Here is an 18,746-nt window from a genome sequence, read left to right as displayed (position 1 = left end):
GCCCAAACGGATTAGCCGTACGCCCGCGGGGGCGGTCAGCAGCAGCCGGCGCCCGGCAGGGTCCGCATGTTGCGCGCTTCCTTGCTGCGGGCGGCCAGCAGCTCGTCCGCCGGGTAGCCGACCTCCTCCAGGGTCAGGCCGTGCGGCTTGACCACGTGCACCGAGGAGTCCCGTACGCCGGCCGCGAGCACCTTGCCGGGCCAGTCGGTGGGCCGGTGCCCGTCGCCGACGTGCAGCAGCGCGCCCACCAGCGAGCGGACCATGTTGTGGCAGAAGGCGTCGGCGCGGACGGTCGCGGTGATGATCCCGTCCTCGGCGCGCTCCCAGCTGAGCTGCTGGAGGGTCCGGATGGTCGTGGCGCCCTCGCGCTTCTTGCAGTACGCGGCGAAGTCGTGCTCGCCGAGCAGCGGGGCCGCGGCCTCGTTCATGGCGTCCACGTCGAGCGGCCACTGGTGCCACAGCACGTGCCCGCGGCGCAGCGGGTCGACGCCGCCCTGGTGGTCACCGACGCGGTAGGCGTAGCGGCGCCAGATCGCGGAGAACCGCGCGTTGAAGCCCTCGGGGGCCTCGGCGACCTTCCACACCCGTACGTCGTGCGGCAGCCGGCCGGCGAGGCGGCGCAGCAGCTTGTCGTGGTGCTCGGCCCAGACCTCCTCGGCGAGGTCGAACTGTGCGACCTGCCCGCGGGCGTGCACCCCCGCGTCGGTCCGCCCGGCCACGGTCAGCTCGACCGGCTCGGACAGCCGCATCACGGTCCGCAGGGCCGACTCCAGCTCGCCCTGGACGGTCCGCAGCACGCGCTGCTTCGCCCAGCCGGAGAAGTCCTTGCCGTCGTAGCTCAGGTCCAGCCGCACCCGGACGTGCCCGGGTTCCACCTCGTCACTCACGTGACCGATCCTCTCAGAAGCACCCATATGCAGAACGGGCCCGCCCCGGAAGGGGGCGGGCCCGTTCAGAGCCGTTCAAGCAAGCGTGATCCCGAGGGATCAGGCCTCCTTGGTCTCCTCGGCGGGGGTCTCGACAGCCTCCGCCTCCTTGACCGCGCGCTTGGTGGCGGCCTCGGCCTCACCGGTGGCCTGCTGGGCGACCGTAAGGGCCTCGACCAGCTCGATCACGGCCATCGGGGCGTTGTCGCCACGACGGTTGCCGATCTTGGTGATGCGCGTGTAACCACCGGGGCGGTTCTCGTAGCGCGGGGCGATCTCGGTGAACAGCGTGTGCACGATGCTCTTGTCCGTGATCGTCTGCAGCACCAGGCGACGGTTGTGGATGTCGCCCTTCTTGGCCTTGGTGACCAGACGCTCGGCGTAGGGACGCAGGCGACGGGCCTTGGCCTCGGTGGTGGTGATGCGGCCGTGCTCGAAGAGCGCCTTCGCGAGGTTCGCGAGGAGGTGCTTCTCGTGCGCGGCGGAACCGCCCAGACGGGCACCCTTTGCGGGACGCGGCATGGTGTTACTCCTTCATATCTGCACCGGCCGTGTCAGGTACCGGTGTCAGTTCCCCCGAGGCGGATGCCGCGGGAAAGTCTTGGTTCCAAGCCCGGCCGGCGACCACGGTCCGCGGACCTCGGCCGCCGGCGGCGGGATGGATCAGTACTGCTCGGTCTCGACGAAACCGGCGTCCGCGTCGTCGTCGGCGCCGAAGGCGTCGGCGGCGGCGGTCGGGTCGAATCCGGGCGGGCTGTCCTTGAGGGCCAGGCCCATGCCGGCCAGCTTCGCCTTGACCTCGTCGATCGACTTCGCACCGAAGTTGCGGATGTCGAGCAGGTCGGCCTCGGAGCGGGCGACGAGCTCACCCACGGAGTGGATGCCCTCGCGCTTGAGGCAGTTGTACGAGCGGACCGTGAGCTCGAGCTCCTCGATCGGCAGCGCCAGATCGGCGGCCAGGGCGGCGTCCGTGGGGGACGGGCCCATGTCGATGCCCTCGGCGTCGATGTTGAGCTCGCGCGCCAGACCGAACAGCTCGACCAGGGTCTTACCGGCGGACGCCATGGCGTCACGCGGGCGCATGGCCTGCTTGGTCTCGACGTCGACGATCAGCTTGTCGAAGTCGGTGCGCTGCTCGACTCGGGTCGCCTCGACCTTGTAGGTGACCTTGAGGACCGGGCTGTAGATGGAGTCGATCGGGATGCGGCCGATCTCCTGGCCCAGCTGCTTGTTCTGGACGGCGGAGACGTAGCCGCGACCGCGCTCGACGGTCAGCTCCATCTCCAGCTTGCCCTTGCCGTTGAGCGTGGCGAGGACCAGGTCCGGGTTGTGCACCTCGACACCGGCCGGGGGCGCGATGTCGGCAGCGGTGACCAGGCCGGGACCCTGCTTGCGCAGGTACATCACGACCGGCTCGTCGTGCTCCGAGGAGACGACCAGCTGCTTGATGTTGAGGATGATGTCGGTGACGTCTTCCTTGACGCCCGGCACGGTGGTGAACTCGTGCAGGACGCCGTCCACGCGGATGCTGGTGACAGCGGCACCCGGGATGGAGGACAGGAGGGTACGGCGCAGGGAGTTGCCGAGGGTGTAACCGAAGCCCGGCTCCAGCGGCTCGATCACGAACCGCGAGCGGTACTCGTCGACGACCTCTTCGGTCAGCGAAGGACGCTGAGCGATAAGCATGTCTGTGTTCCTTCATTCGTGGACGCCCACTATTTGACGCCCGACGGGATGCCGTACCAGGGGTACGGCTACTGCAAGGGTACGGGCGGCACGTCCCCCGAAGGGGTCGTACCGCCCGGACACTCAAGAACGCACAGGTGCGTCCGCTGCGTCAGACGCGGCGGCGCTTCGGCGGGCGGCAGCCGTTGTGCGGGGTGGGGGTGACGTCCTGGATCGAGCCGACCTCGAGGCCGGTGGCCTGGAGGGAGCGGATCGCGGTCTCGCGGCCGGAGCCCGGACCCTTCACGAAGACGTCAACCTTGCGCATGCCGTGCTCCTGCGCGCGACGGGCGGCCGACTCGGCGGCCATCTGCGCGGCGAAGGGGGTGGACTTGCGCGAGCCCTTGAAGCCGACGTGGCCGGCGGAGGCCCAGGAGATCACGTTGCCCGAGGGGTCGGTGATCGAAACGATGGTGTTGTTGAACGTGCTCTTGATGTGGGCGTGCCCGTGAGCGACGTTCTTCTTTTCCTTGCGGCGCACCTTCTTGGCAGCGCCCTGACGACCCTTGGGGGGCATCTAAATCTCCTACGGGAGGTGGTCGGTCCTACAGCGCAAGACCGCTGAACAGGACTACTTCTTGCCCGGCTTCTTCTTACCGGCGATCGCGCGACGCGGGCCCTTGCGGGTACGCGCGTTGGTGCTGGTGCGCTGACCGTGCACCGGCAGGCCACGACGGTGGCGGATGCCCTGGTAGCACTGGATCTCGATCTTGCGGCGGATGTCGCCCTGGATCTCGCGGCGGAGGTCACCCTCGGTACGGAGGTTGGCGTCCACGTACTCGCGGATCTTGACGAGGTCCTCTTCGGCCAGGTCACGAACGCGGGTGTTCGGGTTCACGCCGGTGGAGGCGAGGATCTCCTTGGACCGGGTGCGCCCGATACCGAAGACGTAGGTGAGTGCGATCTCCACGCGCTTTTCGCGCGGGATGTCAACACCGGAAACGCGTGCCATTCAATGGCTCCTGTGTGTTCGGGGGTCTTCAGCAGAACCGACCCCGACCGCCGACCACCCGAAAGTGGGTGATGGTACGCCCGGGTCCCCGGCCCCCGCCGGAGGTACCGCCGGCCCCGTACAGGGCTGGGCGGGTTCTGCGTATGTACGTTTTCTTACGTCGCGCGAAGAACTGCGGAAGGCAGGTCGGTCGGCGTGCGTCAGCCCTGGCGCTGCTTGTGGCGCAGGTTGTCGCAGATGACCATGACCCGGCCGTGACGGCGGATCACCTTGCACTTGTCGCAGATCTTCTTGACGCTCGGCTTGACCTTCATGTTGGTGAGGTTCTCCGGGTCAGTGCCACCACCCGCACCGGGACGGATGCCCAGGCAGGAGTGAGAGCAAGATCTACTTGTATCGGTAGACGATCCGGCCACGCGTCAGGTCGTACGGAGACAGCTCCACAACGACCCGGTCATCCGGGAGGATGCGGATGTAGTGCATACGCATCTTGCCGCTGATGTGCGCGAGGACCTTGTGACCGTTCTGGAGTTCCACCTTGAACATCGCGTTCGGGAGGGACTCGATCACGGTGCCCTCGATTTCGATGGCACCTTGCTTCTTGGCCACGCTTCGCCTTTCGAATCGGCTACCTTGATCGGCTCAGTGCGCCATGCAGGCATGGAAGTGCACGAGAGCCGACGAGTCAGTCTACGTCAGGGCACCCAGAAAGACGAATCCGGAAAGTTTGCCCCAGAGTCTAGATCATTAACCGAGGGGGTCCGGAGCCGTGGTGACTCCGTACTCCGCCAGCTTCGCCTTGCCGCAGTCCGGGCTGGTCAGGACGATGGGCCCGGCCTCCGTCAGTGCGATGGAGTGTTCCCAGTGCGAGGACCAGGTGCCGTCCGTCGTGATGACCGTCCAGTCGTCCGAAAGGACCTCCGTCTGGGCGGTGCCCAGGGAGACCATGGGCTCGATCGCCAGGCAGATGCCCGGCACGAGCTTGATCCCCTTGCCCCGCTTGCGCGAGACGTAGTTCAGCAGGTGGGGATCCATGTGCATCTCGGTCCCGATGCCGTGGCCGCCGTAGTCCTCGATGATCCCGAACTTGCCGAGGCTGTGCTCACCGGTGGACGGGCGGGGCTGGCGCTTGATGTACGTCTCGATCGCCTTGGAGATGTCCACGAGGCGGTTGCCGAGCTTCATGGCGGCGATACCGGCCCACATGGACTCCTCGGTCACCCGGGACAGCTCCACGAGCTCAGGGGCGTGCCCGGTGCCGACGAAGGCGGTGTACGCGGCGTCGCCGTGCCAGCCGTCGACGATCGCGCCGGCGTCGATCGAGATGATGTCGCCGTCCTTGAGGACCGTCTTGTCGTCCGGGATGCCGTGGACGACGACCTCGTTCACCGAGGTGCAGATCGTCGCGGGGAAGCCGCCGTAGCCGAGGAAGTTCGACTTGGCACCGGCGTCGGCGATGACCTTGCGGGCCACCATGTCCAGATCCCGCGTCGTGGCGCCCGGCACGGCCGCCTCACGGGTCGCAGCGTGGATCGCGGCGACGACCAGCCCTGCCTCGCGCATCTTCGCGATCTGCTCGGGGGTCTTGATCTGGACCATGGGAAATGCCTTCCACCTTCGGATCTGCGTTGTTCAGGTCTTCTCAACAGTACGGCCGCGATGCCCTGGGGACACCGCGGCCGTACCTGCACACAAAGGGTTACTACTTCTTGAGGGCGTCCATCGCGCGCTTCGTGACGTCCGCGACCTCACCGAGGGCCGGGATGGTCACCAGCAGGCCCTGGGCCTTGTAGTAGTCGATGATCGGCTCGGTCTGCGTGTGGTAGACCTCGAGCCGGTTGCGCACCGTGGCCTCGGAGTCGTCGCCGCGCTGGTACAGCTCGCCACCGCAGGTGTCGCAGACACCCTCGGCCTTCGGCGGGGCGTACGTCACGTGGAAGACGTGCGAGGAGTCGTTGCGGCAGATGCGCCGACCGGCGATCCGCTTGACGACCTCGTCCTCCTCGACCTCCAGGTCGAGGACGGCGTCGAGCTTCATGCCCTCGGCCTGGAGCATCACGTCGAGCGCCTCGGCCTGCGAGACGTTGCGCGGGAATCCGTCGAGCAGGAAGCCGTTCACGGCGTCCGGCTGCTCCATACGGTCCTTCGCCATGCCGATGGTCACCTCGTCGGGCACCAGGTCGCCGGCGTCCATGTACGCCTTCGCCTGCTTGCCCAGGTCGGTGCCCTGGCTGATGTTGGCCCGGAACAGGTCGCCCGTGGAGATGTGCGGAATCGACAGGTTCTTGGCAAGGAACGCGGCCTGCGTTCCCTTGCCCGCACCGGGCGGTCCAACGAGGACGATTCGCATCAGCGGAGGAACCCTTCGTAATTACGCTGCTGGAGCTGGCTCTCGATCTGCTTCACGGTTTCCAGACCCACACCCACGATGATCAGGATGCTCGTCCCGCCGAACGGGAAGTTCTGGTTCGCTCCGAAGCCGGCCAACGCCATCGTCGGCACAAGAGCGATGAGACCCAGGTACAGCGACCCCGGCCAGGTGATCCGGTTGAGTACGTAGCTGAGGTACTCGGCGGTGGGCCGACCGGCGCGGATGCCCGGGATGAACCCACCATACTTCTTCATGTTGTCTGCAACTTCCTCGGGGTTGAACGAGATCGCCACGTAGAAGAACGCGAAGAAAACGATCAGGAGGAAGTAGGCGGCGATGTAGTACGGGTGGTCGCCCTTGACGAAGTGCTTCTGGATCCAGGTGGCCCAGCCGGCCTGGGACCCGCTGAACTGCACGACCAGCGCCGGGATGTAGAGCAGCGACGAGGCGAAGATGACGGGGATGATGCCCGCCTGGTTCACCTTGAGCGGGATGTAGGTCGAGGTACCGCCGTACGCACGGCGGCCGATCATGCGCTTCGCGTACTGGACCGGGATCCGGCGCTGCGCCTGCTCGACGAAGACCACCAGGCCCACCATCGCGAGGCCGACGAGCATCACGACACCGAACTCGACCCAGCCGTCCGCGATCTTGCCCTGGAGCTTGATCTGCCAGAGGGCGCCGATGAAGCCGGCGGCGATCGAGATGAACATGAGGATCGACATGCCGTTGCCGATGCCGCGGTCGGTGATGAGCTCACCGAGCCACATGACGACGCAGGTACCGGCGGTCATGGTGATCACCATGACGACCGTGGTGAAGATCGAGCGGTCCGGGACGATCTCGCGACCGACCTGACAGGTCCCGAAAAGAGCACCCGTGCGAGCGGTGGCGACAAGGCCGGTGCCCTGCAGAATCGCGAGGGCGACCGTCAAATAGCGCGTGTACTGAGTGATCTTCGCCGTACCGGCCTGGCCCTCTTTCTTGAGGGCCTCCAGCTTCGGGATGACCACGGTCAGCAGCTGCAGAATGATGCTCGCCGTGATGTAGGGCATGATGCCGAGCGCGAAGATCGTGATCTGCAGCAGCGCACCGCCGCTGAACATGTTGACCAGGCCGAACAGCCCATTGCTGCTGCCTGCCTGCTCCACACAGATCTGAACGTTCTTGTAGCTCACGCCGGGTACCGGGACGTGGGACCCGAGCCGGAACAGCACGATGATGCCGAGCGTGAAGAGCAGCTTCTTGCGCAGGTCGGGCGTCTTGAACGCCCGGGCGAACGCGGTGAGCACGGTGCCTCCTGCGACCCCCGCGCTACTGCGTCAGAGGTGACGGTCTGAGGGATCGACGAATACGACAAAGCAAAGGTGCACGCCACCTTACCGGCGAGTGTGCCTTCCGTGGAACGACCGACCGGGGATGCCCCATATGTGAGGCATCCCCGGTCGGGTTTCGAGCTATTCAGCCACTGAAATCGTCTTAGACGAGCTCGGTGACGGTGCCGCCGGCAGCGGCGATCTTCTCCTTGGCGGAGGCGGAGACGGCGTCAACCGAAACCTGCAGCGCCACGGAGATCTCGCCCTGGCCCAGGACCTTGACGAGGCTGTTCTTGCGAACCGCGCCCTTGGCGACCAGGTCGGCCACCGTGACTTCTCCACCCTCGGGGTAGAGAGCGCCGAGCTTGTCCAGGTTGACAACCTGGAACTCGGTGCGGAACGGGTTCTTGAAGCCCTTGAGCTTCGGCAGACGCATGTGGAGGGGCATCTGCCCACCCTCGAAGCGCTGCGGGATCTGGTAACGGGCCTTCTGGCCCTTCGTACCACGACCAGCCGTCTTACCCTTCGACGCCTCACCACGACCGACACGGGTCTTCGCGGTCTTGGCGCCGGGGGCGGGACGGAGGTTGTGAGCCTTCAGCGGGCTGTTCTCAGCCATGATTAGTCAACCTCCTCAACCGTCACGAGGTGGCGGACGGTGTGCACCATTCCGCGGAACTCGGGGCGGTCCTCCTTGACGACGACGTCGTTCAGGCGCTTGAGCCCGAGCGAACGCAGCGTGTCGCGGTGGTTCTGCTTGCTGCCGATGTACGACTTCGTCTGCGTGATCTTGAGGCGAGCCATTACGCACCCGCCCCGGCACGTGCACGAAGCAGAGCCGCGGGGGCGACGTCCTCGAGGGGCAGACCACGGCGAGCCGCGATCTCCTCGGGACGCTGCAGGCCCTTGAGCGCTGCCACGGTCGCGTGCACGATGTTGATCGCGTTCGACGAGCCGAGCGACTTCGACAGGATGTCGTGAACGCCGGCGCACTCCAGAACGGCGCGCACCGGGCCACCGGCGATAACACCGGTACCGGGGGAAGCCGGCTTCAGGAGCACGACGCCCGCGGCACGCTCGCCCGTGATCGGGTGAGGGATGGTGCCCTGGATGCGCGGAACCTTGAAGAAGCTCTTCTTGGCTTCCTCGACACCCTTGGCGATGGCCGCGGGAACTTCCTTGGCCTTGCCGTATCCGACACCTACAGTGCCGTCACCGTCGCCCACCACGACCAGCGCGGTGAAGCTGAAGCGGCGACCACCCTTGACAACCTTGGCGACGCGGTTGATCGCGACAACGCGCTCAACGTAAGCGGTCTTCTCGGCGGCAGGGCCACCGTCGCGACCCTTCCGGTCCCGCCGCTCGCCGCCACCGGCACCGCTTCCGCGGCGCTGGGGTCCAGCCATTGGATTACCTCTCTCTGTTACGTCCGTGAGTCCCGGAACCGGGGCTTAGAACTTCAGCCCGGCTTCGCGGGCGGCGTCAGCCAGAGCGGCAATGCGCCCGGCGTATCGGTTGCCACCGCGGTCGAACACGACGGTCTCGACACCCGCAGCCTTGGCACGCTCGGCGACGAGCGCGCCGACAGCCTGGGCGTGGGCGCTCTTGTCGCCTTCCACACCGCGGATCGAAGCGTCCAGGGTCGACGCCGACGCCAGGGTGTGACCCTGGAGGTCGTCGATGACCTGAGCAACGATGTTGCGGTTGGAACGCGTCACGACGAGGCGCGGACGCTCCGCCGTACCCGAGACGTTCTTGCGGATGCGGATGTGGCGGCGTGCCTTGGCAGCGCGCTTGTACGCGTCGCCCTTGGCGATCTTCACACCGTATGCCATGGCTACTTACCAGCCTTTCCGACCTTGCGGCGGATGACTTCGCCGGCGTACTTGACACCCTTGGCCTTGTACGGGTCGGGCTTCCGCAGCTTGCGGATGTTGGCGGCGACCTCGCCGACCTTCTGCTTGTCGATGCCCTCGACCGAGAACTTGGTCGGCGACTCGACCTTGAAGGAGATGCCCTCGGGCGCCTCCACCAGGATCGGGTGGCTGTAACCCAGCTGGAACTCCAGGTTGGAGCCCTTCGCCAGGACACGGTAACCGACACCGCTGATCTCGAGAGCCTTGACGTACCCCGTGGTCACACCGGTGATCATGTTCGCCACCAGCGTGCGGGACAGGCCGTGCAGGGCCTTGTTCTGACGCTCGTCGTTCGGGCGGGTGACGTTCAGAACGCCGTCCTCACCCTTGACGATTGCGATGGGCGCCTTGACGGTGTGCGCGAGGGAACCCTTGGGGCCCTTCACAGCGACCGTCTGGCCATCGATGGTGACGTCCACACCGGCGGGAACCTGGATGGGGAGCTTGCCGATTCGCGACATTGCTTTTCCTCCGTTCCCGACTACCAGACGTAGGCGAGGACTTCCCCACCTACGCCCTTCTTGCCTGCCTGCTGGCCGGTGAGCAGACCGTGCGACGTGGAGATGATCGCCACGCCCAGGCCGCCGAGCACCTTCGGCAGGTTGGTGGACTTCGCGTACACGCGCAGACCGGGCTTCGAGATCCGCTTGATGCCCGCAATGGAGCGCTCGCGGTTCGGCCCGAACTTCAGCTCGAGGACGAGGTTCTTGCCGACCTCGGCGTCCTCGACCTTCCAGCCGGTGATGAAACCCTCCTGCTTGAGGATCTCTGCGATGTGCGACTTGATCTTGCTGTGCGGCATCACGACGGAGTCGTGGTACGCCGAGTTAGCGTTACGCAGACGCGTGAGCATGTCTGCGATCGGGTCAGTCATGGTCATGAAGTGGCCTTCGGCCTCTCTCGCCGGGGTTTCCTGTATGCACCATCCCTCTCCCCACTCAGTGGCGGGACGGGTGCGGTGCGGGGACCTACGGCGTAGTAAGTCGTTATGGGCGGCGGACGCCCAACCACACAAGCCTAAGGCATGCGCGGCTGGGCACCCACCGTCCAGATGCTTACCGAGAGTGCCTGGTGCTCCCCAAGTCCTTACGGACGGAAGGGAATTACCAGGAGCTCTTGGTCACGCCCGGCAGCTCGCCACGGTGAGCCATCTCACGAAGGCACACGCGGCACAGGCCGAACTTGCGGTACACGGAGTGGGGGCGACCGCAGCGCTGGCAGCGGGTGTACGCACGCACACCGAACTTGGGCTTGCGGGCAGCCTTCGCGATGAGAGCCTTCTTCGCCATCTCGCTTACGCCTCCTTGAAGGGGAAGCCGAGGTGACGAAGGAGCGCGCGGCCCTCAGCGTCGTTGGTCGCCGTGGTGACCACGGTGATGTCCATACCCCGGGTACGGTCGATCTTGTCCTGGTCGATCTCGTGGAACATGACCTGCTCCGTGAGACCGAAGGTGTAGTTACCGCGGCCGTCGAACTGCTTCGGCGACAGACCACGGAAGTCACGGATACGCGGCAGCGCGAGCGACAGCGTACGGTCCAGGAACTCCCACATGCGGTCACCACGGAGGGTGACGTGGCAGCCGATCGGCTGACCCTCACGCAGCTTGAACTGCGCGATGGACTTGCGGGCCTTCGTGACGGCCGGCTTCTGACCGGTGATCGTCGTCAGGTCGCGGATGGCGCCGTCGATCAGCTTGGAGTCGCGGGCGGCGTCGCCCACACCCATGTTGACCACGATCTTCACGAGGCCGGGGATCTGCATGACGTTCTCGTAGGAGAACTCTTCACGCAGCTTGCCCGCGATGTCCTCGCGGTACTTCGTCTTGAGACGCGGAGTGGTAGCCATCAGATGTCCTCACCCGTCCGCTTGGCAACGCGGATCTTGTTGCCCTCGTCGTCGAAGCGGTAGCCGACGCGGGTGACGACCTTCTTGCCGTCCTTCTCCACAACCAGCTGAACGTTGCTGACGTGGACCGGGGCCTCGGTGATCACAATGCCACCGGCCTGGTTCTGCGCAGCCTTGGTGTGCTTCTTGACCCGGTTGACACCCTCGACGAGGACACGGTTGTCGGCGGGGAAGGCAACGATGACCTTGCCCTGCTTGCCCTTGTCCTTACCGGTGATGACCTGGACCAGGTCGCCCTTCTTGATCTTCATGCTTACAGCACCTCCGGCGCGAGCGAGATGATCTTCATGAACTTCTTCTCGCGCAGCTCACGGCCCACCGGGCCGAAGATACGGGTGCCGCGAGGGTCGCCGTCGTTCTTCAGAATGACGGCGGCGTTCTCGTCAAAGCGGATGTACGAGCCGTCCTGGCGGCGACGCTCCTTGACGGTGCGAACGATGACCGCCTTGACGACGTCACCCTTCTTCACGTTGCCACCGGGGATCGCGTCCTTGACGGTGGCGACGATGACGTCACCGATGCCCGCGTAGCGGCGACCGGAACCACCGAGAACACGGATGCAAAGGATTTCCTTGGCACCAGTGTTGTCGGCGATACGCAGTCGCGACTCCTGCTGGATCACGTGTATCTCCTGTTTGTCTGCCGGTTCCCGGCGGGGGCTTCACTCCGGAGAGCGTCGCCCCCACCGAGCCTGGCGGAACGAACCTGAGGGAAACCCCTCAGATAATTACTTGGCCTTCTCGAGGATCTCGACGATGCGCCAGCGCTTGCTCGCCGACAGCGGACGCGTCTCCATGATGAGGACGCGGTCGCCGACGCCGGCAGCGTTCTGCTCGTCGTGAGCCTTGAGCTTGTTCGTACGGCGGATGACCTTGCCGTACAGGGCGTGCTTCACGCGGTCCTCGACGGCGACGACGACGGTCTTGTCCATCTTGTCGCTGACGACCAGACCCTCACGGGTCTTGCGGAAACCGCGCTCGGTCTTCTCAGTCACGTTGTTCTCGCTCATCAGGCGCTCTCCACCGTCTCGATACCGAGCTCACGCTCGTGCATCAGGGTGTAGATGCGAGCGATGTCCTTACGGACGGACTTGAGCCGGCCGTTGTTCTCCAGCTGACCCGTGGCCGCCTGGAAGCGGAGCTTGAACAGCTCCTCCTTGGCCTCGCGCAGCTTGCCAACGAGCTCCTCGTTGCCGAGCTCACGCAGCTCGGACGCCTTGGTTCCCGTCGCCATCACGACTCACCTGCCTCGCGCCGAACAATCCGGCACTTCATCGGAAGCTTGTGAGCAGCGCGGGTGAGCGCCTCACGAGCAATCTTCTCGTTCGGGTAGGACAGCTCGAACATGACCCGGCCCGGGTGCACGTTGGCGATCCACCACTCAGGAGAACCCTTACCGGAACCCATGCGGGTCTCGGCAGGCTTCTTCGTCAGCGGGCGGTCCGGGTAGATGTTGATCCAGACCTTGCCGCCACGCTTGATGTGGCGGGTCATCGCAATACGAGCCGCCTCGATCTGACGGTTCGTCACATACGCCGGGGTCAGCGCCTGGATACCGTACTCGCCGAACGTGACCTCAGTACCGCCCTTGGCCATACCGCTGCGCTTCGGGTGGTGCTGCTTGCGGTGCTTGACCCTACGAGGGATCAGCATGTCGGTCAGGCCTCCGTTCCGGTGCTCTCGGCCGGAGCGGCGGCGGGAGCGTCGGCCTTGGGGGCCTCGGCACCAGCAGCCTGCTGCGGCTTGCGGCCACCACGGCCGCCGCGCTCGCCACCACGGCCACCACGGCCGGCGGGACGGTCGCCAGCGCCCTGCGCGCCACGGGCCGGGCGGTTACCCGCACGGGCTGCAGCGTTCTCGGCGCGAACCTCGGCGATGTTCTTGACGTCGCCCTTGTAGATCCAGACCTTCACACCGATACGGCCGAAGGTGGTCTTGGCCTCGAAGAAGCCGTAGTCCACGTTCGCGCGCAGCGTGTGCAGCGGCACACGACCCTCGCGGTAGAACTCGGAGCGGGACATCTCGGCGCCGCCGAGACGGCCGCCACACTGGATCTTGATGCCCTTGGCGCCGGCCTTCATCGTGCCCTGCATGCTCTTACGCATGGCGCGACGGAAGGAGACGCGGGAGGAGAGCTGCTCGGCAACGGCCTGGGCGACCAGCTGGGCATCGAGCTCGGGGTTCTTGACCTCGAGGATGTTCAGCTGGACCTGCTTGCCCGTGAGCTTCTCGAGGTCACCGCGGATGCGGTCGGCCTCGGCGCCACGGCGGCCGATGACGATGCCCGGACGAGCGGTGTGGATGTCCACACGCACGCGGTCACGGGTGCGCTCGATCTCAACCTTCGAGATGCCGGCGCGCTCCATGCCGGACGTCATCATCCTGCGGATGGCGACGTCTTCCTTGACGTAGTCCTTGTACAGCTTGTCGGCGTACCAACGCGACTTGAAGTCGGTGGTGATGCCGAGCCGGAACCCGTGCGGGTTTACCTTCTGGCCCATTACCGGGAACCTTCCTTGCTGCTGACGACCACGGTGATGTGGCTGGTCCGCTTGCGGATCCGGTAGGCACGGCCCTGGGCACGCGGACGGAACCGCTTCAGGGTCGGGCCCTCGTCCACGTACGCCTCGCTGATGACCAGCGTGGAGGCGTCCGGGTGGTTGTAGTTGTGTGCGGCGTTGGCAATGGCGCTGTCCAGCACCTTGCCGACCGGCACGCTCGCGGCCTGCGGGGCGAAACGCAGGACCGCCTGAGCCTCCGTGGCATCCATGCCACGGATAAGGTCCACCACTCGGCGGGCCTTCATGGGCGTGACGCGGATGTACCGCGCCTGGGCCCTGGCTTCCATGGTTGTCCCTTCGGTGTAAGTCATAGTCATAACCACCCCGCCTTTAGCGGCGCTTCGACTTCCGGTCGTCCTTGACGTGGCCGCGGAAGGTGCGAGTCGGCGAGAACTCGCCGAGCTTGTGGCCGACCATCGACTCGGTGACGAACACCGGGACGTGGGTCTTGCCGTTGTGCACCGCGATGGTGTGACCCAGCATGCTGGGGATGATCATCGAGCGACGGGACCAGGTCTTGATGACGTTCTTGGTGCCGGCTTCGTTCTGGACGTCCACCTTCTTTACGAGGTGGTCGTCGACGAAGGGCCCCTTCTTGAGACTGCGCGGCATCTAAACCCGCTCCTAGCGCTTCTTGTTCGTCTTGCGGCGGCGGACGATGTACTTGCTCGAAGCCTTCTTCGGCGAGCGAGTACGACCCTCCTTCTGACCCCACGGGGAGACCGGGTGGCGACCACCACTGGTCTTGCCCTCACCACCACCGTGCGGGTGGTCAACCGGGTTCATCGCGACACCGCGGACGGACGGGCGAACGCCCTTCCAGCGCATACGGCCGGCCTTGCCCCAGTTGATGTTCGACTGCTCGGCGTTGCCGACCTCGCCGACCGTGGCGCGGCAGCGCGCGTCGACGAGACGGATCTCACCGGACGGCATACGAAGGTGGGCCATGGTGCCCTCCTTCGCCAGCAGCTGCACGGAGGCACCCGCGGAACGGGCGAACTTGGCGCCACCACCGGGACGGAGCTCGATCGCGTGGATCGTGGTACCGACCGGGATGTTGCGAAGCGCGAGGTTGTTACCGGGCTTGATGTCGGCAGTGGGGCCGTTCTCAATCCGGTCGCCCTGCTTCAGAGCCTTCGGCGCGATGATGTAACGCTTCTCGCCGTCCGCGTAGTGCAGGAGCGCGATGCGCGCGGTGCGGTTGGGGTCGTACTCGATGTGCGCGACCTTGGCCGGCACGCCGTCCTTGTCGTGACGACGGAAGTCGATCACGCGGTAGGCGCGCTTGTGTCCACCACCCTGGTGGCGAACGGTGATCCGACCGGTGTTGTTACGGCCGCCCTTGCTGTGCAGGGGGCGAACCAGCGACTTCTCCGGCGTGGACCGCGTGATCTCGACAAAGTCGGCGACGCTGGAGCCACGACGGCCCGGGGTCGTCGGCTTGTACTTGCGGATACCCATTTCTCAGTCCTCGTCCGATTCCGGACGACTAGACCTCCGTTAGGAGGCCTGGCCGCCGAAGATGTCGATTCGGTCGCCCTCAGCGAGGGTCACGATGGCGCGCTTGGTGTCAGCGCGCTTGCCGAAACCGGTCTTGGTGCGCTTGCGCTTACCCTGACGGTTGATCGTGTTGACCCCGGTGACCTTGACCCCGAAGACCGCTTCCACGGCCTGCTTGATCTGGGTCTTGTTGGAGCCGGGCGCGACGATGAACGTGTACTTGTTCTCGTCCAGCAGCGCGTAGCTCTTCTCCGAGACAACCGGCTTGATCAGCAGGTCGCGCGGGTCGGTGAAGGTCTTGCTGGTAACGGTCGCCTCAGACATCAGGCGTCGCTCCCTTCGGTCTCATCGGCCTTGGGGCCAGACACGAAGGACTCGAAAGCGGCCTGAGTGAAGACCACGTCGTCAGAGACGATCACGTCGTACGTGTTCAGCTGGCCCGGCTCCAGGATGTGAACCTGGGGCAGGTTGCGGGCGGACAGCCACGCGGCCTCGTCGGCGCGGTCGACGACCAGGAGCAGGTTCTTGCGCTCCGAGATCTTGCCGAACAGCGTCTTGGCGGCCTTCGTGGAGGCGGCACCCTCGACCACGCCGGTGATGACGTGGATGCGGGAGTGACGCGCACGGTCCGAGAGGGCACCGCGGAGGGCGGCGGCCTTCATCTTCTTCGGGGTCCGCTGGGAGTAGTCACGCGGCTGCGGGCCGTGGACGACGCCACCGCCGACGAACTGCGGAGCGCGGGTCGAACCCTGGCGCGCGCGGCCGGTGCCCTTCTGGCGGTACGGCTTGCGGCCACCACCACGGACTTCGCCACGACGCTTGGTCTTGTGCGTGCCCTGACGGGCAGCAGCCAGCTGAGCGACAACGACCTGGTGGATCAGCGGAACGCTGGTCTTCGCGTCGAAGATCTCCGCGGGGAGCTCGACGGTACCGGCCTTGTCGCCTGCCGGCGAAAGGATGTCAATGGTGCTCATTACCTCAAGCCCCCTTGGCCGCGGTACGGACCAGGACGAGGCCGCCGTTCGGACCGGGGACTGCGCCCTTGATGAGGAGCAGACCCTTCTCCGCGTCAACCGCGTGGATGGTCAGGTTCTGGGTGGTGACGCGCTCGTTACCCATACGACCGGCCATGCGCATGCCCTTGAAGACACGCCCAGGGGTGGCGCAGCCACCGATCGAACCGGGGGAGCGGTGCTTGCGCTGCACACCGTGACCGGCGCCGAGGCCCCGGAAGTTGTGCCGCTTCATGACACCGGCGAAGCCCTTGCCCTTGCTGTTGCCCGTGACGTCAACCTTGACGCCGGACTCGAACACCTCAGCAGTGATCTCCTGGCCGAGCGTGTACTCGCTGGCGTCGGAGGTGCGGAGCTCCACCAGGTGGCGGCGGGGGGTCACGTCGGCCTTGGCGAAGTGGCCCTTGAGGGGCTTGTTCACCTTGCGCGGGTCGATCTCGCCGAAGGCGATCTGGACCGACTCGTAGCCGTCGATGTCGTTCGTACGGACCTGGGTAACGACGCAGGGTCCGGCCTTGACCACGGTCACCGGGACGACACGGTTGTTCTCGTCCCAGACCTGGGTCATGCCGAGCTTCTCGCCCAGGACGCCCTTGATCTGCTTTGCCATCTTCTCGACGCCTCTCAGAGCTTGATCTCGATGTCAACGCCGGCCGGAAGGTCCAGGCGCATCAGCGAGTCAACGGTCTTGGGAGTCGGGTCGAGGATGTCGATCAGGCGCTTGTGCGTGCGCATCTCGAAGTGCTCGCGCGAGTCCTTGTACTTGTGCGGCGACTTGATGACGCAGTACACGTTCTTCTCAGTGGGCAGCGGCACCGGGCCCGCGACCGACGCACCAGTGCGCGTCACCGTCTCGACGATCTTCTTCGCCGAGGAATCGATGACCTCGTGGTCGTAGGCCTTGAGCCGGATGCGGATCTTCTGTCCCGCCATGGCTACTCCGTAGTCCTGTCTGTATGTGGAAACGCTCTGGCTCTCGGTCGGCTGCGGGACGGATCCCGCGGCCTCTCCTCCGACCCACGCGGTCGGGCGTGTCGCACTCCCTCTACAGAAAATTCCCATACGGAAATTCCCTCGTCCAAGGGGGTACGGTCCCAGTGACCGCGATTCGGGGGAGAAACACCCACCGAGTGCCTGGTGGGCACCGTGCTGACACTTCCCAGAAGATTCCCGTACGTCCGCCCCCATTGCTGCCCCGAGAGGCAGATTAAGGACGACGAGTACTGTGGGACTCGCTTCCGGTCCTCCCGGCGGGAGGCGCGCAGCATCGGCACTCAGCCGAGCAACTTGAGTAGTCTGCCATACGAGGCACGTACCTGGCCAATCGGGCCGAAGAGAATACCCCGCCACGCTGAGTGGTCAAACCGCACCACGCGCTTCCCCCGGCCGGGCCCTCCCCAGGTCAGGTGGCCGTGGAACACGCGGACGGAGAACGGGTGGACCCCGGCCGGTGCGGCCGGGGTCCACCCGTTCTCGGTTCCCCGCGGCGCGGGGATCAGCCGCGGCGCCAGATCACGTACTCGTGCTCGCGGACGTCCCGGTCGACGTGCCGGCCGGCCGGGGCGTTGCGCCAGCTCTCGGTGGCGTCGGCCTTCTTGTCCTTGAGGGCGAGCACGGCCACGTCGGCATCGGCCGGAGGGCTGTCGTCCTTCCACCAGGGCCAGCGCGCCCAGGCCCCACGTGGAGGTCATGAAGTACCACAGGTGGCCGATCATCCGCATGATGGTGCGGCGCAGCAGGCGGGTGTTCTCCAGCGTCTCGAACACGGCGTTGCCGACCTGGCTCGGAGCGGCGCCGTCGATCTGGGAGATCATCCAGGTGGTCATGAACTGCTTGAGGACGACGGCGTGGTGGCCAGGGACTCCCCCGCCACGAGCAGGTCCACGACCAGGGCGAGGTCCTGGATCACACCGAGGTCGGTGCGGAAGCCGAAGCGCTTGACCGCCTCGGTGCGCCAGCAGATCGACGGGAAGTACAGCCAGTTCCCGCGCAGCAGGCTGGTGGCCAGCTCCTCACCGCCCAGCAGGGCGCGGCCGGTCCCTTGGGCGCGTAGAGCTTGCGCTTGGTCCGGTCGCCCAGGGTGTCGAAGGGCAGGCCGTCGGTGCCGATCACCTGGACGCCGGGCTGGATCACCGCGGCGGTCGGCTCGCGGTCGGCGGTCGCCCGCACGACCTGGAGGTAGTTCGGGTGCATGAGGTCGTCGCAGCCCATGAGCACCAGGTACTCGTACTCGGCGAGCTCGACGCAGCGGTTGAAGTTGCCGGTGACACCGAGGTCGCGCTCGTTGCGCAGGTAGCGGACCCGGGGGTCGGCGAGCTGCTCGAACCACTCGGGGACACCCGGCTCGGTGCCGTCGTCGACGACGGTCAGGCGCCAGTCGTCGCCGTCCTGGACCAGGACGCTGCGGACGGCGTCCTGCATCAGCGCGACATCGCCGTAGTACGGCAGGAGGATCTCGAAACGCGACATGTTCTTCGCCTAGGTCGTCTCTTTCGGATCTTGTCGGGTGGGCCCGGGTCGTCCGGTGCGGTGCCTCGCAAGGCGGAGGGGCGCCCGTGTAC

General features: G+C 66.0%; 33 protein-coding genes. All 33 read right to left on the bottom strand.

All coding sequences use genetic code 11. The features are described 5' to 3' along the window. Positions 1-35: 35 nt before the first annotated feature. Complete coding sequence (gene truA / locus AB8A24_RS22985) at positions 36-887, bottom strand: tRNA pseudouridine(38-40) synthase TruA (RefSeq protein ID WP_328962057.1); 852 nt, start codon at positions 885-887, stop codon at positions 36-38. A 99-nt stretch (positions 888-986) separates the two neighbouring features. Beyond that, on the bottom strand, positions 987-1,448 hold the full coding sequence (gene rplQ, locus AB8A24_RS22980) for a 50S ribosomal protein L17 (RefSeq protein WP_030154710.1): 462 nt from the start codon (positions 1,446-1,448) through the stop codon (positions 987-989). A 141-nt stretch (positions 1,449-1,589) separates the two neighbouring features. Then, positions 1,590-2,612 (bottom strand): DNA-directed RNA polymerase subunit alpha, encoded by a 1,023-nt coding sequence (locus tag AB8A24_RS22975; protein ID WP_008739666.1) that lies wholly within the window; start codon positions 2,610-2,612, stop codon positions 1,590-1,592. Positions 2,613-2,763: 151 nt separating this feature from the next. Then, positions 2,764-3,168, bottom strand: coding sequence for a 30S ribosomal protein S11 (gene rpsK, locus AB8A24_RS22970; protein ID WP_003956432.1), 405 nt, complete (start codon positions 3,166-3,168; stop codon positions 2,764-2,766). Positions 3,169-3,222: 54 nt separating this feature from the next. Further along, positions 3,223-3,603 (bottom strand): 30S ribosomal protein S13, encoded by a 381-nt coding sequence (gene rpsM / locus AB8A24_RS22965; protein WP_007265919.1) that lies wholly within the window; start codon positions 3,601-3,603, stop codon positions 3,223-3,225. Positions 3,604-3,803: 200 nt separating this feature from the next. Next, positions 3,804-3,917, bottom strand: coding sequence for a 50S ribosomal protein L36 (gene rpmJ / locus AB8A24_RS22960; protein ID WP_003956441.1), 114 nt, complete (start codon positions 3,915-3,917; stop codon positions 3,804-3,806). A gap of 73 nt (positions 3,918-3,990) precedes the next feature. Next, complete coding sequence (infA, locus tag AB8A24_RS22955; RefSeq protein ID WP_003956442.1) at positions 3,991-4,212, bottom strand: translation initiation factor IF-1; 222 nt, start codon at positions 4,210-4,212, stop codon at positions 3,991-3,993. Positions 4,213-4,350: 138 nt separating this feature from the next. Then, on the bottom strand, positions 4,351-5,202 hold the full coding sequence (gene map / locus AB8A24_RS22950; RefSeq protein WP_161289540.1) for a type I methionyl aminopeptidase: 852 nt from the start codon (positions 5,200-5,202) through the stop codon (positions 4,351-4,353). Positions 5,203-5,305: 103 nt separating this feature from the next. Further along, positions 5,306-5,953, bottom strand: coding sequence for an adenylate kinase (locus AB8A24_RS22945; RefSeq protein WP_030767309.1), 648 nt, complete (start codon positions 5,951-5,953; stop codon positions 5,306-5,308). After that, on the bottom strand, positions 5,953-7,266 hold the full coding sequence (secY, locus tag AB8A24_RS22940) for a preprotein translocase subunit SecY (RefSeq protein WP_266381428.1): 1,314 nt from the start codon (positions 7,264-7,266) through the stop codon (positions 5,953-5,955). Before secY ends, AB8A24_RS22945 begins: the two co-directional genes overlap by 1 nt. A gap of 187 nt (positions 7,267-7,453) precedes the next feature. Next, the gene (rplO, locus tag AB8A24_RS22935) at positions 7,454-7,909 is read right to left on the bottom strand and encodes a 50S ribosomal protein L15 (RefSeq protein WP_030008473.1); all 456 of its coding nucleotides are present in this window, start codon (positions 7,907-7,909) and stop codon (positions 7,454-7,456) included. A 2-nt stretch (positions 7,910-7,911) separates the two neighbouring features. Next, complete coding sequence (rpmD, locus tag AB8A24_RS22930) at positions 7,912-8,094, bottom strand: 50S ribosomal protein L30 (RefSeq protein WP_005313525.1); 183 nt, start codon at positions 8,092-8,094, stop codon at positions 7,912-7,914. Further along, entirely contained in the window at positions 8,094-8,696 is a 603-nt protein-coding gene (gene rpsE / locus AB8A24_RS22925; protein ID WP_073912880.1) for a 30S ribosomal protein S5, read from the bottom strand. Before rpsE ends, rpmD begins: the two co-directional genes overlap by 1 nt. Positions 8,697-8,741: 45 nt before the next feature. Then, a complete protein-coding gene (gene rplR / locus AB8A24_RS22920) occupies positions 8,742-9,125 on the bottom strand; it encodes a 50S ribosomal protein L18 (protein WP_189970613.1) in 384 nt (127 codons plus the stop codon). Positions 9,126-9,127: 2 nt separating this feature from the next. Then, positions 9,128-9,667, bottom strand: coding sequence for a 50S ribosomal protein L6 (rplF, locus tag AB8A24_RS22915; RefSeq protein WP_109778528.1), 540 nt, complete (start codon positions 9,665-9,667; stop codon positions 9,128-9,130). Between the two features lie 20 nt (positions 9,668-9,687). Further along, on the bottom strand, positions 9,688-10,086 hold the full coding sequence (gene rpsH, locus AB8A24_RS22910) for a 30S ribosomal protein S8 (RefSeq protein WP_008739698.1): 399 nt from the start codon (positions 10,084-10,086) through the stop codon (positions 9,688-9,690). A gap of 223 nt (positions 10,087-10,309) precedes the next feature. Next, positions 10,310-10,495 carry a type Z 30S ribosomal protein S14 gene (locus tag AB8A24_RS22905; RefSeq protein ID WP_003956452.1) on the bottom strand — a complete coding sequence of 62 codons (186 nt, stop codon included), beginning with the start codon at positions 10,493-10,495 and terminating at the stop codon, positions 10,310-10,312. A 5-nt stretch (positions 10,496-10,500) separates the two neighbouring features. Next, on the bottom strand, positions 10,501-11,052 hold the full coding sequence (gene rplE / locus AB8A24_RS22900; RefSeq protein ID WP_030154702.1) for a 50S ribosomal protein L5: 552 nt from the start codon (positions 11,050-11,052) through the stop codon (positions 10,501-10,503). After that, positions 11,052-11,363: a 50S ribosomal protein L24 gene (rplX, locus tag AB8A24_RS22895; RefSeq protein WP_030008468.1), complete on the bottom strand. Its 312-nt coding sequence runs from the start codon at positions 11,361-11,363 to the stop codon at positions 11,052-11,054. Before rplX ends, rplE begins: the two co-directional genes overlap by 1 nt. 2 nt (positions 11,364-11,365) lie before the next feature. Then, on the bottom strand, positions 11,366-11,734 hold the full coding sequence (gene rplN, locus AB8A24_RS22890) for a 50S ribosomal protein L14 (RefSeq protein ID WP_008739701.1): 369 nt from the start codon (positions 11,732-11,734) through the stop codon (positions 11,366-11,368). Positions 11,735-11,839: 105 nt separating this feature from the next. Beyond that, positions 11,840-12,121 carry a 30S ribosomal protein S17 gene (gene rpsQ, locus AB8A24_RS22885; protein WP_030008467.1) on the bottom strand — a complete coding sequence of 94 codons (282 nt, stop codon included), beginning with the start codon at positions 12,119-12,121 and terminating at the stop codon, positions 11,840-11,842. Then, on the bottom strand, positions 12,121-12,345 hold the full coding sequence (rpmC, locus tag AB8A24_RS22880; RefSeq protein ID WP_008739703.1) for a 50S ribosomal protein L29: 225 nt from the start codon (positions 12,343-12,345) through the stop codon (positions 12,121-12,123). Before rpmC ends, rpsQ begins: the two co-directional genes overlap by 1 nt. Then, complete coding sequence (gene rplP, locus AB8A24_RS22875; RefSeq protein WP_008739704.1) at positions 12,345-12,764, bottom strand: 50S ribosomal protein L16; 420 nt, start codon at positions 12,762-12,764, stop codon at positions 12,345-12,347. Before rplP ends, rpmC begins: the two co-directional genes overlap by 1 nt. 5 nt (positions 12,765-12,769) lie before the next feature. Continuing rightward, positions 12,770-13,612: a 30S ribosomal protein S3 gene (rpsC, locus tag AB8A24_RS22870; RefSeq protein ID WP_008739710.1), complete on the bottom strand. Its 843-nt coding sequence runs from the start codon at positions 13,610-13,612 to the stop codon at positions 12,770-12,772. Then, entirely contained in the window at positions 13,612-13,959 is a 348-nt protein-coding gene (gene rplV, locus AB8A24_RS22865; protein WP_007265904.1) for a 50S ribosomal protein L22, read from the bottom strand. Before rplV ends, rpsC begins: the two co-directional genes overlap by 1 nt. Before the next feature lie 43 nt (positions 13,960-14,002). Further along, a complete protein-coding gene (rpsS, locus tag AB8A24_RS22860; protein ID WP_008739713.1) occupies positions 14,003-14,284 on the bottom strand; it encodes a 30S ribosomal protein S19 in 282 nt (93 codons plus the stop codon). A 12-nt stretch (positions 14,285-14,296) separates the two neighbouring features. Continuing rightward, positions 14,297-15,133: a 50S ribosomal protein L2 gene (gene rplB, locus AB8A24_RS22855; protein ID WP_008739715.1), complete on the bottom strand. Its 837-nt coding sequence runs from the start codon at positions 15,131-15,133 to the stop codon at positions 14,297-14,299. A 39-nt stretch (positions 15,134-15,172) separates the two neighbouring features. After that, positions 15,173-15,496 (bottom strand): 50S ribosomal protein L23, encoded by a 324-nt coding sequence (gene rplW, locus AB8A24_RS22850; protein WP_030154694.1) that lies wholly within the window; start codon positions 15,494-15,496, stop codon positions 15,173-15,175. After that, positions 15,496-16,146: a 50S ribosomal protein L4 gene (rplD, locus tag AB8A24_RS22845; RefSeq protein WP_030725940.1), complete on the bottom strand. Its 651-nt coding sequence runs from the start codon at positions 16,144-16,146 to the stop codon at positions 15,496-15,498. The genes rplW and rplD overlap by 1 nt, the downstream gene beginning before the upstream one ends. A 4-nt stretch (positions 16,147-16,150) precedes the next feature. Further along, positions 16,151-16,795, bottom strand: a complete 645-nt coding sequence (rplC, locus tag AB8A24_RS22840) for a 50S ribosomal protein L3 (RefSeq protein ID WP_007265899.1) — start codon at positions 16,793-16,795, stop codon at positions 16,151-16,153. Positions 16,796-16,809: 14 nt separating this feature from the next. Then, complete coding sequence (rpsJ, locus tag AB8A24_RS22835) at positions 16,810-17,118, bottom strand: 30S ribosomal protein S10 (RefSeq protein ID WP_003948644.1); 309 nt, start codon at positions 17,116-17,118, stop codon at positions 16,810-16,812. A 562-nt stretch (positions 17,119-17,680) separates the two neighbouring features. Then, a complete protein-coding gene (locus AB8A24_RS22830) occupies positions 17,681-17,806 on the bottom strand; it encodes a hypothetical protein (RefSeq protein ID WP_328962058.1) in 126 nt (41 codons plus the stop codon). 284 nt (positions 17,807-18,090) lie between these two features. Further along, a complete protein-coding gene (locus AB8A24_RS22825) occupies positions 18,091-18,654 on the bottom strand; it encodes a glycosyltransferase family 2 protein (protein ID WP_328962059.1) in 564 nt (187 codons plus the stop codon). Positions 18,655-18,746: the final 92 nt, after the last annotated feature.

The sequence above is a fragment of the Streptomyces sp. BF23-19 genome (genome assembly GCF_041106355.1).
Classification (GTDB): domain Bacteria; phylum Actinomycetota; class Actinomycetes; order Streptomycetales; family Streptomycetaceae; genus Streptomyces; species Streptomyces virginiae_A.
This window is presented reverse-complemented; position numbering and strand designations above follow the sequence as displayed.

Bases quoted from the DNA above. Each gene is read 5' to 3' on its own strand.
- rplQ (WP_030154710.1), bottom strand. From the start codon at position 1,448: ATGCCGCGTCCCGCAAAGGGTGCCCGTCTGGGCGGTTCCGCCGCGCAC.
- AB8A24_RS22975 (WP_008739666.1), bottom strand. From the start codon at position 2,612: ATGCTTATCGCTCAGCGTCCTTCGCTGACCGAAGAGGTCGTCGACGAG.
- rpsK (WP_003956432.1), bottom strand. From the start codon at position 3,168: ATGCCCCCCAAGGGTCGTCAGGGCGCTGCCAAGAAGGTGCGCCGCAAG.
- rpsM (WP_007265919.1), bottom strand. From the start codon at position 3,603: ATGGCACGCGTTTCCGGTGTTGACATCCCGCGCGAAAAGCGCGTGGAG.
- rpmJ (WP_003956441.1), bottom strand. From the start codon at position 3,917: ATGAAGGTCAAGCCGAGCGTCAAGAAGATCTGCGACAAGTGCAAGGTG.
- map (WP_161289540.1), bottom strand. From the start codon at position 5,202: ATGGTCCAGATCAAGACCCCCGAGCAGATCGCGAAGATGCGCGAGGCA.
- AB8A24_RS22945 (WP_030767309.1), bottom strand. From the start codon at position 5,953: ATGCGAATCGTCCTCGTTGGACCGCCCGGTGCGGGCAAGGGAACGCAG.
- rplO (WP_030008473.1), bottom strand. From the start codon at position 7,909: ATGGCTGAGAACAGCCCGCTGAAGGCTCACAACCTCCGTCCCGCCCCC.
- rpmD (WP_005313525.1), bottom strand. From the start codon at position 8,094: ATGGCTCGCCTCAAGATCACGCAGACGAAGTCGTACATCGGCAGCAAG.
- rpsE (WP_073912880.1), bottom strand. From the start codon at position 8,696: ATGGCTGGACCCCAGCGCCGCGGAAGCGGTGCCGGTGGCGGCGAGCGG.
- rplR (WP_189970613.1), bottom strand. From the start codon at position 9,125: ATGGCATACGGTGTGAAGATCGCCAAGGGCGACGCGTACAAGCGCGCT.
- rplF (WP_109778528.1), bottom strand. From the start codon at position 9,667: ATGTCGCGAATCGGCAAGCTCCCCATCCAGGTTCCCGCCGGTGTGGAC.
- rpsH (WP_008739698.1), bottom strand. From the start codon at position 10,086: ATGACCATGACTGACCCGATCGCAGACATGCTCACGCGTCTGCGTAAC.
- AB8A24_RS22905 (WP_003956452.1), bottom strand. From the start codon at position 10,495: ATGGCGAAGAAGGCTCTCATCGCGAAGGCTGCCCGCAAGCCCAAGTTC.
- rplE (WP_030154702.1), bottom strand. From the start codon at position 11,052: ATGGCTACCACTCCGCGTCTCAAGACGAAGTACCGCGAGGACATCGCG.
- rplX (WP_030008468.1), bottom strand. From the start codon at position 11,363: ATGAAGATCAAGAAGGGCGACCTGGTCCAGGTCATCACCGGTAAGGAC.
- rpsQ (WP_030008467.1), bottom strand. From the start codon at position 12,121: ATGAGCGAGAACAACGTGACTGAGAAGACCGAGCGCGGTTTCCGCAAG.
- rpmC (WP_008739703.1), bottom strand. From the start codon at position 12,345: ATGGCGACGGGAACCAAGGCGTCCGAGCTGCGTGAGCTCGGCAACGAG.
- rplP (WP_008739704.1), bottom strand. From the start codon at position 12,764: ATGCTGATCCCTCGTAGGGTCAAGCACCGCAAGCAGCACCACCCGAAG.
- rpsC (WP_008739710.1), bottom strand. From the start codon at position 13,612: ATGGGCCAGAAGGTAAACCCGCACGGGTTCCGGCTCGGCATCACCACC.
- rplV (WP_007265904.1), bottom strand. From the start codon at position 13,959: ATGGAAGCCAGGGCCCAGGCGCGGTACATCCGCGTCACGCCCATGAAG.
- rpsS (WP_008739713.1), bottom strand. From the start codon at position 14,284: ATGCCGCGCAGTCTCAAGAAGGGGCCCTTCGTCGACGACCACCTCGTA.
- rplB (WP_008739715.1), bottom strand. From the start codon at position 15,133: ATGGGTATCCGCAAGTACAAGCCGACGACCCCGGGCCGTCGTGGCTCC.
- rplW (WP_030154694.1), bottom strand. From the start codon at position 15,496: ATGTCTGAGGCGACCGTTACCAGCAAGACCTTCACCGACCCGCGCGAC.
- rplD (WP_030725940.1), bottom strand. From the start codon at position 16,146: ATGAGCACCATTGACATCCTTTCGCCGGCAGGCGACAAGGCCGGTACC.
- rplC (WP_007265899.1), bottom strand. From the start codon at position 16,795: ATGGCAAAGCAGATCAAGGGCGTCCTGGGCGAGAAGCTCGGCATGACC.
- rpsJ (WP_003948644.1), bottom strand. From the start codon at position 17,118: ATGGCGGGACAGAAGATCCGCATCCGGCTCAAGGCCTACGACCACGAG.
- AB8A24_RS22825 (WP_328962059.1), bottom strand. From the start codon at position 18,654: ATGTCGCGTTTCGAGATCCTCCTGCCGTACTACGGCGATGTCGCGCTG.